Source organism: Bacillus sp. FSL W8-1202 (assembly GCF_038006165.1).
Classification (GTDB): domain Bacteria; phylum Bacillota; class Bacilli; order Bacillales; family Bacillaceae; genus Bacillus; species Bacillus subtilis.
This window is the reverse complement of sequence record NZ_JBBOUR010000001.1, coordinates 1,029,240-1,043,817: the sequence shown is the minus strand read 5'-3', so window position 1 is coordinate 1,043,817 and position 14,578 is coordinate 1,029,240. Positions and strand designations below refer to the sequence as shown.

Here is a 14,578-nt window from a genome sequence, read left to right as displayed (position 1 = left end):
TTTTGCCACTTGAGATAAATGCGAATAACGTTTTTCCTTGTTTCGCAATCTGGTCAAATTTTTATAAAAAAAGTAAAAGTTTAAACCTTAGTCTATATATAATAAGATCATATCAATCAAATGTAGGGGGAGTTATTATGAAGTGCAATAAAATGAACAGGGTACAATTAAAAGAGGGAAGCGTATCAATGACCCTATAAACTGCGTCTGCCCTCATTAATGGAGGGGAAATTGTGAATACGTCTTATTCACAGTCAACTTTACGGCACAATCAAGTTTTGATTTGGCTTTGTGTTCTATCATTTTTCAGCGTATTAAATGAAATGGTTCTGAACGTCTCATTACCTGATATTGCCAACAAGTTTAATAAACTGCCAGCAAGTGCAAACTGGGTGAATACTGCCTTTATGTTAACCTTCTCCATTGGAACAGCTCTATATGGAAAGCTATCAGACCAGATGGGCATCAAAAATCTGCTTCTATTTGGGATTATGGTAAATGGCTTAGGGTCGATCATTGGATTTGTTGGACACTCTTTCTTTCCTATTCTCATTCTAGCCCGATTTATTCAAGGAATTGGTGCAGCCGCATTCCCAGCTCTTGTGATGGTTGTCGTTGCGCGCTATACTCCAAAAGAGAACAGGGGGAAAGCATTTGGCCTGATCGGGTCCCTGGTAGCAATGGGAGAAGGTGTTGGGCCAGCTATTGGCGGAATGGTTGCTCATTATATCCATTGGTCGTATTTGCTGCTTATTCCAACTGCAACAATTATCACCGTTCCATTCCTTATAAAATTGTTGAAAAAGGAAGAGAGAATAAGAGGACACATTGATATGGAAGGGATTATATTGATGTCTGCAGGTATCGTATTTTTTATGCTGTTTACAACATCTTATAGATTTTCTTTTCTGATCATCAGTATTCTTGCTTTCTTCATATTTGTAAAACACATTAGGAAAGCTCTATTTAGCCCCCTAATGAATTTGGACACCTACTAAGAGTGGTTTTATACTTAAGGTTGCCAAATAAGGGGGCTTTTGTGATGCAAAGACGAAAACATTCTGCTGAATTTAAACAACAGGTGGTACAAGAAGCAATTGAAACAGGCAATAAAGCTTTGGTGGCGAGACGTCACGAGCTCAGTCCAAATCTCGTAAGCAAATGGGTAAAAGCTTTTCAGGAAAAAGGCAATCTAGATCATTCCGGCATTCAAGATATTGTTTCTCCCTCAGGGATCAAACAGTTGGAGGAGGAGAATGACCAGCTTAAAAAGCTGTTAGGCGAAAAAGATTTAGAAATTTCCATTCTCCGTGACGTACTAAAAAAGAAGAACCCTCACTTACTGAAACGCTTGAAATAGCGAATGAGTGGATTGCGAAAGGTTATGCCGTCCGTAAAGTCCTGAAGATTTTAGAGATTTCTCCTTCTACGTACTATTATCAATACAAGAAAGAAGAAAAGTCAGTAAGTGAGGGCAGACCCATTCCGGGCTATTCACTCACTAAGAACGGCAAAAAAATACCGGATGAACAAATACAGGAATGGCTGATGGAACTCATCTCAGGTGAAGCCGGTGTCTATGGCTATCGAAAGTTGTGCCTCCGCCTTCGAAGCGAGTATGCGCTACAGATTAACAAAAAGAAAGTGTACCGATTATGTAAGGAACTCGATATCCTACAGCCACAGCGAGAAGTGAAGTTCCACTATCCAAGAAAATTAGCGAGGAACCGGATCATCACTGAATCGAATCAGCTGTGGGAAGCAGATATTAAATACGGCTACATCGAAGGTGAAGAGCGTTTCTTCTTTATTCTATCGCTCATTGATGTATATGACCGTTCCATCATTGATTATCATATTGGTTTACATTGTACCGGACACGACGCTGGCCAACTCGTGCAGCGTGCCTTGTTTAAGCGTCAGCAATTTGAAAGAGAAACAAAGCCAGTCATTCGAACGGATAATGGTCCACAATTTATTTCTCTAGCGTTTCAGAAAGCATGTGAAACGTTCCACATCGAACATGAACGCATTCCGCCGAGAACACCGAATATGAATGCCCATATCGAGTCGTTTCACCGATTACTAGAGTATGAATGTTTGAGGCGGTTCGCTTTTCATTCCTACGCAGATGCGTATCATGAGGTGGCTGAATACATGGATTTCTACAATAATCGAAGAATCCATTCGAGTATTTTAGATTTAGCACCAAATGAATTTTATCAACGAAACCAAACAGAAGAGCTAACGATTAAAGAAGTGAGAGTATGAGGCAGGATGATTTTCTTGCCTCACCTAAAATAAAGAGCAATTCTATGAAATAATGAGCTAAGAGTAGTATGTGTCCAAAATTAGGGGGTTAACCCGAGCTCAGGACCCTTTTGTTGACCCTGAATTAGGGAAAAACGTCTTTTTTGTGATTGGAACCCTTTGCGGAGGACTAATATTTGGTACAGTAGCAGGATTTGTCTCTATGGTTCCTTACATGATGAAAGATGTTCACCATTTAAGTACTGCAGCAATTGGAAGCGGCATTATTTTCCCCGGAACAATGAGTGTTATCATCTTTGGTTACATTGGGGGATTGCTTGTTGATCGGAAAGGTTCCTTGTATGTACTAACTATTGGAAGTGCATTGCTTTCTTCCGGCTTTTTAATCGCTGCCTTTTTTATAGATGCAGCACCATGGATCATGACAATTATAGTAATTTTTGTTTTTGGGGGGCTATCTTTCACAAAAACAGTTATATCTACAGTTGTGTCTAGCAGTTTGAAAGAAAAGGAAGCGGGCGCTGGAATGAGTTTGCTTAATTTCACGAGCTTTTTATCAGAGGGAACGGGTATTGCGATTGTAGGCGGTTTATTATCTATCGGCTTCCTAGATCATAGGCTGCTGCCTATTGACGTTGATCACTCTACCTATTTGTATAGCAATATGCTCATACTTTTTGCAGGAATCATTGTTATTTGTTGGCTTGTAATCTTGAATGTATATAAACGTTCGCGGAGACATGGCTAAATGAGTGAAAGGATCAATCTTGTTAAAGTAATTCAAGGTTGATCCTTTTTTGTAAAATGAATAAACATGGCATCAATAGCATGTTCTTTAGATTAGCCATAGCCATCGTTAGCTATACCCAATAGATACGAGAACAGGCTTGTTTTCGCGTTTCGCTTTTTCATATGCTTCTTCTCCCCAAGGGAACCAGTCCACAGGGTTATGAGCATGTTGAAGTAAAATAAGTAGACTTCTCAGCGATTAATCTATTGGATTTATTGTTATTGGGCATAGGATCACCTTTTCGTTTTTTTATAAACACAAAACTTAGCCGATTTACTTAAAAGAGGGAGAATGAAATATACTATAATGTTTAATTATGTTAATGCGTCCTTTCCAGTCTTCTTTTCTTTTAATACAAGAGAATGGATATTTTTAGCTCTGTTAAAATTTGATGTTGATAATTCAATAGTATTAAGGAGAACCCATTGGATTCCCCCTTTAGTTCAATAAGAAAAATAACTGTCGAGTGTTACCTTACAATGTATATTTTGGAGGGAAAGATTTTTTTAGCCATTCCAATGATAAACGATTTGCACAACGCCAGAGGAAAATGTTCTTGTATTCACCATTTTTAAATTTATCCTCTGTTTTACATCAATAAACAACGGTTTTCCTTCTCCCAAAACAACAGGGTGAATAGATAATCTAAATTCATCAACAAGCCCCAAATTTATAAAAGTTGTAATTATACTCGCTCCACCATATAGCCAGATGTCTTTGCCAGACTTTTTCTTCAATTTATTTACTTCTTCAAGAATATTATCATTTATAAATACGGCTTGATTATCAATCTCATTTTGTGTTCTGGAAAAAAAATCAGTAAACCCCATATCAGGGTCCATAATGCACCAATCAACTTCTCCATTTTTCCCTTCAATAAAACCATCTAAAGTAACTGCTAAATCTAAAATGATTCTTCTCTGTTTTAAGTTATTTGTCATTACTATTCATCCTTTTACATAAGAAGTTGGTAGAAATTCTTCTCCCACTCACACACCAGATGGACTAAGTTGCGTTTGTGGACAGAGTGAAGAACAGTATCCTAAAATGAAAGTGCCCACTACTCCTCGCAGCTTGATTAGCAGGAGCACTCTTTATCTTCACTTGGTTAAATGAAAGCTCTGCTCGATTAAGTTATAGATTTCGCCTTCTGGATCTGTCCGTTCTAAAACAATTGAAATCCAATGTTCCTTATCCATATGATATCCGGGTAAGACATTTTCCCCGTTTCTTAAGCTATCACTTATGTCAGGGGGACATTTTAGATTTAGAATATCTATTTCGCCATGACCATCCAAGCCTAATTTTTCTGGGAGAACATTCATGATAAGACCGTACCATTTTTTGTTTGATGTATGTCTCAAAGAAGCATAGTTTGGGTATTTCTCCCACGGGTAATCAGGCGATGTACCGTATTTTTCTTTGACGTGTTTAAAGATATCTTCTCTTGTTAACATACTCAATCACTCCTTTATTCACTCTACTTTCTTCTTGAAAAAATCAAAGAGCGATCCTTGGTTGTCCTTTGGATACTTCAATAGAGATGTCACCAATGGCAGAAGCTGTGTATGATATTTCTCATTGAGTTTATTGTTAGTGGGCATAGGTTCATCTTCTTTTCTCTTGTTTCTATTCCTTTTTACTGTACCACAAGCCTCTGTTGAAATACCCCATTAAGACAGTGAAATAGAAAAATCGCTATATATAAAAGGTAATGGATGCTGTTCTTTTAAAGAGTGCCCTTTTGGAAGCTGTTATCGATCGAAACGAGTATGCTAATATAATCTCGTTTAGGAGGGGATTGATATGATCAAGAAAATGACTCAAATGAATTTGAAAGATTTCAATAAACCAAATGAACCTTTCGTTGTTTTTGGGAGAATGATACCTGCTTTTGAAAACGGTGTTTGGACATATACTGAGGAACGATTTTCTGAATCTTATTTTAAACAATATGAAGATGATGAAATGGATGTTAGTTATATTGAAGGTGAAGGAAAGGTTGTTTTTTTATATTATGTTGAAAACAACTGCATCGGCCGGATTAAGATTCGTTCTAACTGGAATGGGTATGCACTAATAGAGGACATTGCCGTTGCAAAAGACTATAGACAAAAAGGCGTTGGAACAGCATTATTACATAAAGCGATTGAGTGGGCAAAGGAGAATCGCTTTTGTGGTCTTATGCTTGAAACACAAGATATTAATGTTTCAGCTTGTCGTTTTTATGCCAAACATCACTTTATAATAGGTGCAGTTGATACGATGCTTTATTCCAACCTTCCAACAGCAAATGAAATTGCGATTTTTTGGTACTATAAATTTTAATTTATCATAAAATTATTGAACGAAACGTAGCTTGTTTTGCGTTTCGTTTTTTCAAAGAAGAGGTTTTTTAACCCCTTCTTTTTTTTGATAAGAATTGTTTTTCCACAATAGGCATAAAAACGTGAAGGATCATTCCTCCCAAACAGACGGTTAATAGGGTTCCGATGCCGATAGGGCCTTTAAAGATGATGGCTAATACTAAGAAAAGAGCGTATACCAATGTTCTTGAAAACAAGATTGTTCTTTTGGAGAGATCTCGGATAATAAGTGTTAAATGATCGATGGGTGTTGATGCGAATTTCGTCTGAAGATAGATGGCTGTTCCAAGACCGATGAGCACCAAACCAATTCCGAAACAAATCAGTTTGCTTAACAACGCATTTAGATAGATGGTGTTTTTTACAACAAACAACCATAGGTCAATGCCTATTCCAGTAATGAATGCTGTAATTAAGCCTAGCAAAATAGGTTTTTTTCTCGTTAATATAGCGTTGCAGATTAAGAGGATCACAGAAATAAGGACCTCCCAGCTCCCTACGGTAAGACCGATTTCTTTTGACAGACCAACCAAAAGGGCATCGAAGGGTGATGTGCCCAGTCCTGATTGTATGGTTAAGGAAATGCCCAAACTTAATATGAGTATGCCTAATCCGTAAAAAATATATTTCATGTTATATTCCGCGATATGTCTTTTGTCATCAAGACATGAGGGATGCCGTCTTCCATAAATGCCTGTGAAGAAATCTGGTAGCCCAGTTTTTGATAAAAGCCTGCTGCTTGTGTTTGACCATGCAGCTTACATGCAGTCAATCCTTTTTCTTTTATGATTTCTTCTAACCCGCTTACGATGACTTTCCCCAATCCGTACTTACGGTAAGGTTTTAGGATGCAGATTCTTTCCAGCTTTGCTGTATGGTCAACGATGCGCACACGGCCCGTGCCGACAGGCTGATTCTCATGATATACCAAGACATGCTGGCATTGTTCCTGGAGCGTATCAAATTCATCGAACTCTTCGGATTCCGATACATGTTGCTCCTCAATGAAAACCGTCTTTCTAATATTCAAAGCTTCATGTAAATCAGCTTCAGTTGTTATTCTTTTTATATTCATTATGAATCAATCCTTTTCTGATATTAGTCTGGACTGTACAGCATGCATGTGGTCTTATTATAGTAAGGTTAAAACATTTTTGTTGTAATTGCAACAAAAGTACGTGAGGGGTTTTAGGAATGAATGATATTTTGCGTGAGATCGGCATGATAGCAAGAGCGTTGGATTCCATAAGCAACATCGAATTTAAAGATTTGGACTTAACAAGAGGGCAGTATCTCTATCTCGTACGTATATACGAAAATCCGGGAATTATTCAAGAAAAATTGGCGGAAATGATAAAAGTGGACCGGACAACGGCCGCGCGGGCCATTAAGAAGCTGGAAATGCAGGGATTTATTCAAAAACTGCCAGATGAGCAAAATAAAAAAATAAAAAAACTGTTCCCGACTGAGAAAGGGAAAAAGGTATATCCATTGTTAAGAAGAGAAGGAGAACATTCCACGGAAGTGGCCTTGTCCGGTTTTACTTCAGAGGAAAAGGAAACCATTTCTGCACTCCTTCATCGAGTGAGGAAGAATATAGAACGTGATTGGGAATATGTGAAGAAGGGGAACAAAAGGGATTATTAATGGATAACGTTTACAATTTGAGCTGATGCTGGCGAAAATCGGCGTCTCCTCTCAAGAATACCAGTCTGCTGGAGTGTGGGACCATTTTCAAGATAATCTGCCTGGAAAATGGTCCGTTCACTTCTGTTTTCTTTAAAACTATCAAAAAATTTCCAAAGGAGATGGTTTGCGTGAACTTGAGACAACTATCAGAACATGTCTATCAATGTGAATTTGAGCTTGATGTGCCTCTTCGTATTCCGGTTCATACTTGGTTTATCAAAGATGGTGATGATGTTTATATTGTTGATACGGGAATAGAACGTTTTGCTGATGCTCAAATTAGGGCAGCGTTAGCGATCGGCAATCCAAAAGCCATTTTGCTTACCCATGGCCACAGTGATCATATCGGAGGTGCATCAAAATGGTTAGAGAGATTTGATATTCCGATTTTTGCGCACCAGAAAGAACTAAAGTACATCAATGGGGAAGAGCCATATCCGAACAAAAATGAAGTGGAGAACACAGGGGTAGCCCATATTGTCCAGCCGCTGACGGAGCAAACGCTTGCTCACCTGCCTCTGAAATACTATTTAACACCTGGCCATTCGCCGGGGCATGTCGTGTATGATCATAAAATTGATCGTACGCTATTAACGGGCGACCTTTTTATCACAAGTAAGAAGGATTTACACCCACCTATAAGAAGATTCAGTGTTGATATAAATGAGAACATCGATAGCGGCTCAATCATAGATCAAATCAAACCAACGCTCATTTGCTCTTCACATGGCGAAGAAATTCTTTATAACGAAGAATTGTATAAAAACTATGTGGTAAGGTATAGGGATTAATGGAAGTGAAAAACATAAGCTGAAAATTCTTCAGCATGGTGCAGCTCTCGATCCGATTTACTCACACCCAAAAAGAAAAAATGGCAGCTGCCTGCCGCAGAGGCTTTTGCGGAGCTTGTTATACATTCGATTCATGAGCAAAAGGAGTGAGTGTCAGGCTCACTCCTATTCTATTTAAATTGTGGCTGTGAGCTTTGGTTTTACAAATTTCATGAAAATCCCTCTGACTAATGGGCCCATAATCAGTAATTGCAATGGATAGGCCAGGATGAAATTTTTCAACACAATCATAAGATAAGCACTGAAGAGGCTGTCCCCGTTCAGCCCATTTGCTAGAACCGCTGTCACTAAACCGAACACAGACATACAAAGTACCATGCCAATCACCATACAAGTTGACATGGCAAGGATGACATAAATTTTTTTAGTCTTGTCGAACGGCATGCGGAATGCAATCTTCTTGGCGAGGGGGCCCACTAACAGTAAATCTAACAGGAGGGCGACCATAAAACCGATGACCATTTCAAAAACCGTCATCAGTGAAAAATCGTGGATGGCTCCGTTGTTGATGGTATTGTAAATCGACATGACGCAGACCATTCCAAAACACATCATCACGCCAAATATAAGACTCTCTTTTTTATTTGCTGGCATACAATCATTCCTTCTCTTCATAATCGGTGATTAGTATACCAATGAACTGTTCATGCTCATAAGTGACAAATTTGTGAACAATCTATAGCGCAGAATCGTCTTGTTTTGTCATCAGCACATGCGGAATGCCGTCCAGCATAAATTCTTCTGATGCAGTCTGATAGCCGAGCTTTTCATAAAAGCCTGCCGCCTGTGTCTGGCCGTGCAGTTTGAAGGCAGAAATGCCTTGTTCTTTCACAATACGTTCTAATGCACCGACGATCACTTTTCCCAAACCGAATTTGCGGTAAGGCTTCAGAATGCAGATTCGTTCCAGTTTCCCCGTGTGGCCAACGATACGGACACGTGCAGTGCCAACAGGTACATTCTGATGATAAGCCAGGATGTGCTGGCAGTCACCGTGGAGTGTATCAAACTCATCGAATTCATCCGAAATGGGACAGCCTTGTTCCTCTACAAATACTGCCTTTCTGATTTCAAAAGCTGTATGTAAATCCTGTTCTGACGTGATTTTTTTGACATTCATGCTTGAATCCTCCCTACTCAGAAAAATGGCTGATCACATATTGTTTAAAGGTCTCAGCAACCGGTGATAAAAACCTGCCTTTTATCCAGGCAATTCCTATGACACGCTGACATTCCGGCCAGCTGACGCGGATTTTGGTGATTTTGCTTTGGTCTAAGCCTTTCAGGTCTGGGAGAATAGATATGCCCAGTCCGGCTGCCACAAAACCTGCGGCAGTAGCTGCTTCTTCTCCTTCAAACATAATGTTCGGCTGTATATCAGCCTTCTCAAACAGCTCATCGACGGTCATCCGAAGCGCATAGCCCTTTTTCAATAAAATAAAACGCTCCCCGGCAATCTCATTCAGGGTAATGCTTTCGTGACTGGCTAATGGGTGATCATTTGGCACAAATACAAAGAGTTCTTCACTCCACAGCTTGATCCATTGGATCGGATCTTCAGGCTTAATCGAAGCGAGGAGACAGAGGTCCAGATCCCCGGATTTTAATCGTTCAAGCAGCCAATAAGAGTGGTTTTGCTTCAGCTGGAAGGAAATGTTGGAGTATTCCTGCTGAAAGGAGCCGATGAGATCGGGCACGAGCGTGGTGCCTAATGTATGTAAAAAACCGAGAGAGACTACGCCTTGGTCTGGCTTTAATAAGGCTTGGATTTCTTCTTTTCCTTCGGTGTACTCCTTCATCATCGCCTGAACCCGCCGCAAAAAAATGTGTCCGTATTGATTTAAGCTAATGGATCGTCCTTGCCTGTCAAATAGCGGCACGCCCAAATGATTTTCCAGCCTGGCGATAGAGCGTGAAAGCGCAGGCTGTGTGATGGAGAGGCTTTTTGCGGCTTTCGTGACGTGCTGCATTCGGGCCAGTGTTTGAAAATATTCAAGTTGTTCCCATTCCAATTATCATCCCTCCTTTATTACATATAAGCATGAAAATAATATTTTATATGCATTATACAACATATATCAACGGTGCTAAGATAGTAATATAAACAGACTCGAGGATGTTTGAATTCGGAAGAAATAAAGGATGGTTGTTTATGAATGGCAGTGCTCCACAACATGATGAGGGACCGATAAAGTCCTGATGACATACATTCGAAAAGGCACACCGGTTTTTCGAAAAATTACGTTTGCTTTCTTCGCTGCGGGTTTCAATACATTTGCGATTCTATATTGCGTACAGCCGCTCATGGAGGAATTCACGCGGGAATTTCATGTGACGCCTACTGCGGCGAGTCTTTCTTTATCTGTTACCACAATGCTGTTAGCTGTGAGCATGCTTGTCTTTGGTTCATTATCCGAGGTGTGGGGACGCAAGCCTATTATGGGTATTTCCATGCTGGCCGCATCGGTTCTCTGTCTGGCATCGGCCTTTAGTCCGAGCTTTCATACACTGCTCGTATTGAGAACCATTCAAGGCGTTGCGCTCGCAGGCCTTCCGTCGATTGCGATGGCTTATCTTGGGGAAGAAATTGAACCCGGAAGTCTTGGGTCGGCGATGGGGCTATATATCAGCGGAAATGCAATCGGCGCCGTTTTCGGAAGGATCGTTTCCGGGCTCCTGAGCGAGTACTTGAATTGGCATATGGCGATGGGGTCAATTGGTGTCATTAGTTTGATTGCTAGTATTATATTTTTTATGAATTTGCCGCCATCCAGGCATTTTACGCCAAGAAAATTGAAGCTCGGGAAATTGGGAATGTCTCTGATCGACCACTTGAGGGACCGTAAACTATTCAGCTTGTTTCTCATTGGTTTTTTGCTGCTCGGAAGCAATGTTGCATTGTTTAATTACATTGTGTATGTGCTGTTGGGCCCGCCGTATTCGCTTAATAAAGCATTTGCCAGCTGGATATTTATTGTGATGATTGTAGGCATTTTCAGCTCGTCTTTCATTGGAAGAATGGTTGATCGATATGGCTATCCAAAAATACTGGTGATGAATATTTTCATCGTCATTGCAGGTGCTTTATTCACGATAAACAGTATGCTGGCAGTGAAAATTCTGGGGATTGCCCTCTTTACATTCGGTTTTTTCGGAGGACATTCAGTTGCCAGCAGCTGGGTGGGCAGGAGAGCCCTTCATAACAAAGCACAGGCTTCATCGCTGTATTTGTTCTTTTATTACGCCGGTTCAAGTGTTTGCGGAACAGTCGGAGGGCTATTCTGGTCTGCTTTTCACTGGCTGGGCGTCGTCGGTATGATCACCTTCATGCTGCTGGTTGCGTTATGGCTGTCGGGATACTTGGCAAGAAGTGTGAAAATGCCGGATAAAAGGAACGAAAAAGGATTGAATTGATCAGTAAAAAAGGACCGTTAGCGGGTCCTTTTTTATTTCCAATGGGCAGGGGTTCGTACAGACAGCGGCAGCTTTGTATTCGAATCGCCGTTGGCGGCGTTCACCTGTGCCTGTGTCAAAAAGATGCTCCCGGTCAGGTCGGCGCCGCTGAGATCAGCGTCTCTCATATCTGCACCGATAAAGTCTGTCATTCTCAAATCGGCATTTCTCAGATCGGCGGCTATGAGCAGCGCCCCTCTTAGATTTGCTCCTCGCAGATCAAGCCCTTTCAGTTTCGCGCCGATCAGGACACTTCCCCGGCTGACCTTTTTCGGGAGTTTTGGATGGCGGGCTTGGGCACGCACCAGCTCACTTGTTTTTAACAGCCATTCATTGACCTCAGCTCGATGCTCGTCCACCTGCAGTGTCAGCAGGCGTTCTTTGCTGAGTCTGGTGAGCTTTTCTATTTTTTCGAAACTGGTTCTCAGTTCGGGATGAATCGGCTTGGCTATATCTATAGAAAGAGCTTCATGTAAATACCAGAGCATTTCGTGCAGCTGCTGCATGATAGGAAAAACGTCAAACATCTGGTTGGCCGTTTCGGGGCTGTTTCGCCAATCCTTTCCCTCATAAGTGATTTGGGATACTTTTTGGCCGGCGCCAAAGCATTCATATGCAGAGCAGCCTCGAAATCCTTTTTCTCTGAGATCTTTATGTATAGAACATTGATAGTTTGATTGTAAGTTGCGGCAAGGCGTGCCCCCGTCTTTATCAAAAGCAAAATCTGCCGACTTCGCATAAGGCAAGGCGACACAGCACAGGCCAAAACAGTGCTGGCAATCCGCACTTAAATCATGATGTATATTGTCATGTAACGTTACTTCCGCAGACAATAATGTTCACCCCTTCACTTGGGTACTTTGTTAAATATATCTATTTGATTATATAGGAAAAAAGGATACTTTTCATTTTGTTTTCACGGTTTCAGTGGTCTAGCGATGTATAATATATCCAATCATGATGATTGGGGGAATTCATTTGGAACAGCAATTGAAAGACATCATCTCTGCGTGTGATTTGGCAATCCAAAATGAAGATTTTGATACACTGATGAATTATTATTCGGAAGATGCCGTTTTAGTCGTGAAGCCGGGCATGATCGCGCGAGGCAAAGAAGAAATCAAAAAAGCGTTTATCACGATTGCGAACTATTTCAATCATCATATTGTGCCGAGACAAAGGGAAATGATCATGCTGGAAGCAGGTGACACGGTACTCGTCCTTTCTCAGACACTGCTTGATTCAGATAAAAAGGACTCCGAGTATGCGATGGAAAGAAGGGCGACCTATGTATTTAAGAAGAATGCGCAAGGCGAGTGGCTTTGTGTAATCGATAACTCATATGGTACGGATTTAATTGGTGTGTAAGATATGTCTTTGATGTGCCATTTCTGCATATAATGATTCATTCAGCTGATTAGGGAAGGTGATACAATTGAATGTGTATGACATCAGAATGGCTCCTTATTGGTTTTATGAAAGCAGAGGACTTGTTCAACATCCATACGTATTTCGTCAGCCTGTCTCCTCACGTGCAATCATTGCATCTACCCGCGGCGATGTAACGGGAGACGGCGTTATTGACGAGGTCTTTCTAACTGGAAATCAAATGCCCGGCAGCCCGTTATGGAGAAATATCACATTGGTGATCCGTGATGGCAGAACCCATCAGGAGCAGCGGATTCAGCTTCAAAACAATATGGGATACAATCCGTCACTTTTTCTGGGGGATATGACAGGCGACAAGATTGAGGATGTGGCAGTGGTAATAGATACAGGGGGAAGCGGCGGTGCTATTTATGCATACGTGTTTGCCTATCTAAACAGGCAGTTTCGGCGAATTTTCAATTCAGATGTATTGAATGATGAATTAAAGTACAGTGTGAGGTATCAAAATCAATATAAAGCGAGCGTCATCAGTCATCAGCAAAACGAAATGTATATCCTCGACCTTACTTACAAAGGCAGGGAATATTTGAATGAGATTTATAACAGCCAAGGTGTGTTAAAAATGCCGATAGAAGGATGGGTGAATCCTTTATCGGGCTTGTATCCGGTTGATTTTGACAGAGACGGCGTATACGAATTATTGGCGTACCAGCGGATAGCGGGAAGGTATAACGCCGACTCATTGGGATATGTTCAAACCGTATTGAAATGGAACGGACGGCGTTTTGCCGTTGACCGGCAGAATGTTTCGATTGTTGGCGGTGCTGTCTCGTAATCCTGATGGCTGTCACCCTATAAAGGGTGACAAAACACTACAGGTGTTCTGCAACGACAACCAAATAATAAGATAAACCGGTTTGCTGCTCTTCTAACATTCCTCTATGGAAATCATCTTGCATAAAAAAACGTGTTTGTTTTACGTAATCTTCTTTACTTGTCGGATGCCCGTTCTGATTTAGGAACTTAAGATGATTCATGACATGCTCTTGCACGGAAGGGTCATGATACGTTACACCGTTTCTTAAAAAATCAGCCATCCTATCAAGAAAATGTTTAGCCTCTATTGCCATTTTGTTCATTTCATCGACATTGATTGTATGTGTATCCAATTCAAAATCGTAACGCTCTTTTAAATACCCATTTTGTTCTGCTAAAGATTGTTTCCATTCTTCAGCGCTTTCAAATCCTTTAAACATTACCTTATGATCCATGTTTTCACCTTTTCTCGTGTATTCTAAAGATGTGTTGACTGTTTGAATGAGACGCTGATACTTTTCAATTTTCTTTTCAAACAGCTTTTTTTGTTTTTCTAATGTACTTGTTCTTTCAGCATCCTCATTTAATAATCTTTTGATTTCTGACAAAGGAATATCTAATTCTTTGTAAAAAAGGATTTCCTGCAGTCTTTTTAGTTCGTCAGCACCATAGTACCGATATCCGGCTTCGCTTATTTCCTTTGGGGCTAGCAAGCCGATTTTGTGGTAATGATAAAGCGTTTTGATTGTGACATTCGCAATATTGGATAGTTCTTTTACTGTTAATTTCACCATCTGACTCCTCCTTTCTTCTTTCACTATGAGGCCTTACCTTTGGTTGGAGTCAAGGATAAAATGGTGGTGTTTTCGTCCGAGAACAGCCTAGTGAATGTTGGGAGAAAGAAAATAACACCTGGCGGATTCAAAGAAAAGAGTGCTTTTCAGCAAGCACTC

General features: G+C 40.6%; 18 protein-coding genes and 4 pseudogenes. 12 read left to right on the top strand and 10 right to left on the bottom strand.

Annotation, left to right across the window (positions count from 1 at the left end; all coding sequences use genetic code 11):
• Positions 1–137 precede the first annotated feature (137 nt).
• The 5 genes and pseudogenes from NSQ09_RS23075 to NSQ09_RS05340 form a co-directional block, all read left to right on the top strand.
• Positions 138–200 (top strand): tetracycline resistance efflux system leader peptide, encoded by a 63-nt coding sequence (locus NSQ09_RS23075; RefSeq protein WP_010886645.1) that lies wholly within the window; start codon positions 138–140, stop codon positions 198–200.
• A 33-nt stretch (positions 201–233) separates the two neighbouring features.
• Positions 234–959, top strand: a pseudogene (locus tag NSQ09_RS05355) (MFS transporter); the annotation flags it as partial.
• An 83-nt stretch (positions 960–1,042) separates the two neighbouring features.
• Complete coding sequence (locus tag NSQ09_RS05350) at positions 1,043–1,360, top strand: transposase (RefSeq protein WP_014479904.1); 318 nt, start codon at positions 1,043–1,045, stop codon at positions 1,358–1,360.
• On the top strand, positions 1,357–2,271 hold the full coding sequence (locus tag NSQ09_RS05345) for an IS3 family transposase (protein ID WP_033880480.1): 915 nt from the start codon (positions 1,357–1,359) through the stop codon (positions 2,269–2,271). The genes NSQ09_RS05350 and NSQ09_RS05345 overlap by 4 nt, the downstream gene beginning before the upstream one ends.
• Positions 2,272–2,374: 103 nt before the next feature.
• Positions 2,375–3,019 (top strand): annotated as a pseudogene (locus NSQ09_RS05340) (MFS transporter); the annotation flags it as partial.
• A 111-nt stretch (positions 3,020–3,130) separates the two neighbouring features.
• On the opposite strand, the pseudogene NSQ09_RS05335 reads toward NSQ09_RS05340, so the two are convergent.
• The 3 genes and pseudogenes from NSQ09_RS05335 to NSQ09_RS05325 form a co-directional block, all read right to left on the bottom strand.
• Positions 3,131–3,290, bottom strand: a pseudogene (locus tag NSQ09_RS05335) (DUF255 domain-containing protein); the annotation flags it as partial.
• A gap of 277 nt (positions 3,291–3,567) precedes the next feature.
• A complete protein-coding gene (locus NSQ09_RS05330) occupies positions 3,568–4,002 on the bottom strand; it encodes a dihydrofolate reductase family protein (protein WP_341030623.1) in 435 nt (144 codons plus the stop codon).
• Positions 4,003–4,161: 159 nt separating this feature from the next.
• On the bottom strand, positions 4,162–4,518 hold the full coding sequence (locus NSQ09_RS05325) for an MmcQ/YjbR family DNA-binding protein (protein WP_017695810.1): 357 nt from the start codon (positions 4,516–4,518) through the stop codon (positions 4,162–4,164).
• Positions 4,519–4,867: 349 nt separating this feature from the next.
• On the opposite strand from NSQ09_RS05325, the gene satA reads away from it, so the two are divergent.
• Positions 4,868–5,389, top strand: a complete 522-nt coding sequence (gene satA, locus NSQ09_RS05320; protein WP_017695808.1) for a streptothricin N-acetyltransferase SatA — start codon at positions 4,868–4,870, stop codon at positions 5,387–5,389.
• A gap of 67 nt (positions 5,390–5,456) precedes the next feature.
• Here satA and NSQ09_RS05315 read toward each other — a convergent pair whose 3' ends face one another.
• Positions 5,457–6,059, bottom strand: a complete 603-nt coding sequence (locus NSQ09_RS05315) for a YczE/YyaS/YitT family protein (RefSeq protein ID WP_017695807.1) — start codon at positions 6,057–6,059, stop codon at positions 5,457–5,459.
• On the bottom strand, positions 6,056–6,502 hold the full coding sequence (locus NSQ09_RS05310) for a GNAT family N-acetyltransferase (protein ID WP_129138052.1): 447 nt from the start codon (positions 6,500–6,502) through the stop codon (positions 6,056–6,058). Before NSQ09_RS05310 ends, NSQ09_RS05315 begins: the two co-directional genes overlap by 4 nt.
• 119 nt (positions 6,503–6,621) lie before the next feature.
• Here NSQ09_RS05310 and NSQ09_RS05305 point away from each other — a divergent pair, with 119 nt between their 5' ends.
• From NSQ09_RS05305 to NSQ09_RS05295, 3 genes and pseudogenes are all read left to right on the top strand, one after another.
• Positions 6,622–7,074, top strand: coding sequence for a MarR family transcriptional regulator (locus NSQ09_RS05305; protein WP_003226875.1), 453 nt, complete (start codon positions 6,622–6,624; stop codon positions 7,072–7,074).
• 170 nt (positions 7,075–7,244) lie between these two features.
• The gene (locus NSQ09_RS05300; protein WP_144453899.1) at positions 7,245–7,907 is read left to right on the top strand and encodes an MBL fold metallo-hydrolase; all 663 of its coding nucleotides are present in this window, start codon (positions 7,245–7,247) and stop codon (positions 7,905–7,907) included.
• 7 nt (positions 7,908–7,914) lie between these two features.
• Positions 7,915–8,057, top strand: a pseudogene (locus NSQ09_RS05295) (LysR family transcriptional regulator); the annotation flags it as partial.
• A gap of 24 nt (positions 8,058–8,081) precedes the next feature.
• On the opposite strand, the gene NSQ09_RS05290 reads toward NSQ09_RS05295, so the two are convergent.
• The 3 genes from NSQ09_RS05290 to NSQ09_RS05280 all read right to left on the bottom strand — a co-directional run bounded on the left by NSQ09_RS05290 (position 8,082) and on the right by NSQ09_RS05280 (position 9,979).
• A complete protein-coding gene (locus tag NSQ09_RS05290; protein ID WP_341030622.1) occupies positions 8,082–8,561 on the bottom strand; it encodes a DUF2798 domain-containing protein in 480 nt (159 codons plus the stop codon).
• 82 nt (positions 8,562–8,643) lie between these two features.
• Complete coding sequence (locus NSQ09_RS05285) at positions 8,644–9,087, bottom strand: GNAT family N-acetyltransferase (RefSeq protein ID WP_017695802.1); 444 nt, start codon at positions 9,085–9,087, stop codon at positions 8,644–8,646.
• Positions 9,088–9,100: 13 nt separating this feature from the next.
• A complete protein-coding gene (locus tag NSQ09_RS05280; protein ID WP_341030621.1) occupies positions 9,101–9,979 on the bottom strand; it encodes a LysR family transcriptional regulator in 879 nt (292 codons plus the stop codon).
• 187 nt (positions 9,980–10,166) lie between these two features.
• Here NSQ09_RS05280 and NSQ09_RS05275 point away from each other — a divergent pair, with 187 nt between their 5' ends.
• On the top strand, positions 10,167–11,381 hold the full coding sequence (locus NSQ09_RS05275) for an MFS transporter (RefSeq protein WP_168768977.1): 1,215 nt from the start codon (positions 10,167–10,169) through the stop codon (positions 11,379–11,381).
• A 32-nt stretch (positions 11,382–11,413) separates the two neighbouring features.
• On the opposite strand, the gene NSQ09_RS05270 is transcribed toward NSQ09_RS05275, so the two are convergent.
• The gene (locus NSQ09_RS05270; RefSeq protein ID WP_341030620.1) at positions 11,414–12,253 is read right to left on the bottom strand and encodes a pentapeptide repeat-containing protein; all 840 of its coding nucleotides are present in this window, start codon (positions 12,251–12,253) and stop codon (positions 11,414–11,416) included.
• 145 nt (positions 12,254–12,398) lie between these two features.
• Between NSQ09_RS05270 and NSQ09_RS05265 the strand changes: the two genes are divergently transcribed.
• Both NSQ09_RS05265 and NSQ09_RS05260 read left to right on the top strand, forming a co-directional pair.
• Positions 12,399–12,788, top strand: coding sequence for a YybH family protein (locus NSQ09_RS05265; RefSeq protein WP_326046013.1), 390 nt, complete (start codon positions 12,399–12,401; stop codon positions 12,786–12,788).
• Positions 12,789–12,855: 67 nt separating this feature from the next.
• Positions 12,856–13,644 carry a hypothetical protein gene (locus NSQ09_RS05260; protein WP_326046014.1) on the top strand — a complete coding sequence of 263 codons (789 nt, stop codon included), beginning with the start codon at positions 12,856–12,858 and terminating at the stop codon, positions 13,642–13,644.
• 37 nt (positions 13,645–13,681) lie between these two features.
• Here NSQ09_RS05260 and NSQ09_RS05255 read toward each other — a convergent pair whose 3' ends face one another.
• The gene (locus NSQ09_RS05255; protein ID WP_021481086.1) at positions 13,682–14,419 is read right to left on the bottom strand and encodes a MerR family transcriptional regulator; all 738 of its coding nucleotides are present in this window, start codon (positions 14,417–14,419) and stop codon (positions 13,682–13,684) included.
• Between the last annotated feature and the right edge of the window lie 159 nt (positions 14,420–14,578).

Coding starts and splice junctions, on each gene's coding strand:
- NSQ09_RS05285 (WP_017695802.1), bottom strand. CDS start 9,087: ATGAATGTCAAAAAAATCACGTCAGAACAGGATTTACATACAGCTTTT.
- NSQ09_RS05350 (WP_014479904.1), top strand. CDS start 1,043: ATGCAAAGACGAAAACATTCTGCTGAATTTAAACAACAGGTGGTACAA.
- NSQ09_RS05255 (WP_021481086.1), bottom strand. CDS start 14,419: ATGGTGAAATTAACAGTAAAAGAACTATCCAATATTGCGAATGTCACA.
- NSQ09_RS05305 (WP_003226875.1), top strand. CDS start 6,622: ATGAATGATATTTTGCGTGAGATCGGCATGATAGCAAGAGCGTTGGAT.
- NSQ09_RS05275 (WP_168768977.1), top strand. CDS start 10,167: ATGACATACATTCGAAAAGGCACACCGGTTTTTCGAAAAATTACGTTT.
- NSQ09_RS05325 (WP_017695810.1), bottom strand. CDS start 4,518: ATGTTAACAAGAGAAGATATCTTTAAACACGTCAAAGAAAAATACGGT.
- NSQ09_RS05330 (WP_341030623.1), bottom strand. CDS start 4,002: ATGACAAATAACTTAAAACAGAGAAGAATCATTTTAGATTTAGCAGTT.
- NSQ09_RS05310 (WP_129138052.1), bottom strand. CDS start 6,502: ATGAATATAAAAAGAATAACAACTGAAGCTGATTTACATGAAGCTTTG.
- satA (WP_017695808.1), top strand. CDS start 4,868: ATGATCAAGAAAATGACTCAAATGAATTTGAAAGATTTCAATAAACCA.
- NSQ09_RS05290 (WP_341030622.1), bottom strand. CDS start 8,561: ATGCCAGCAAATAAAAAAGAGAGTCTTATATTTGGCGTGATGATGTGT.
- NSQ09_RS05315 (WP_017695807.1), bottom strand. CDS start 6,059: ATGAAATATATTTTTTACGGATTAGGCATACTCATATTAAGTTTGGGC.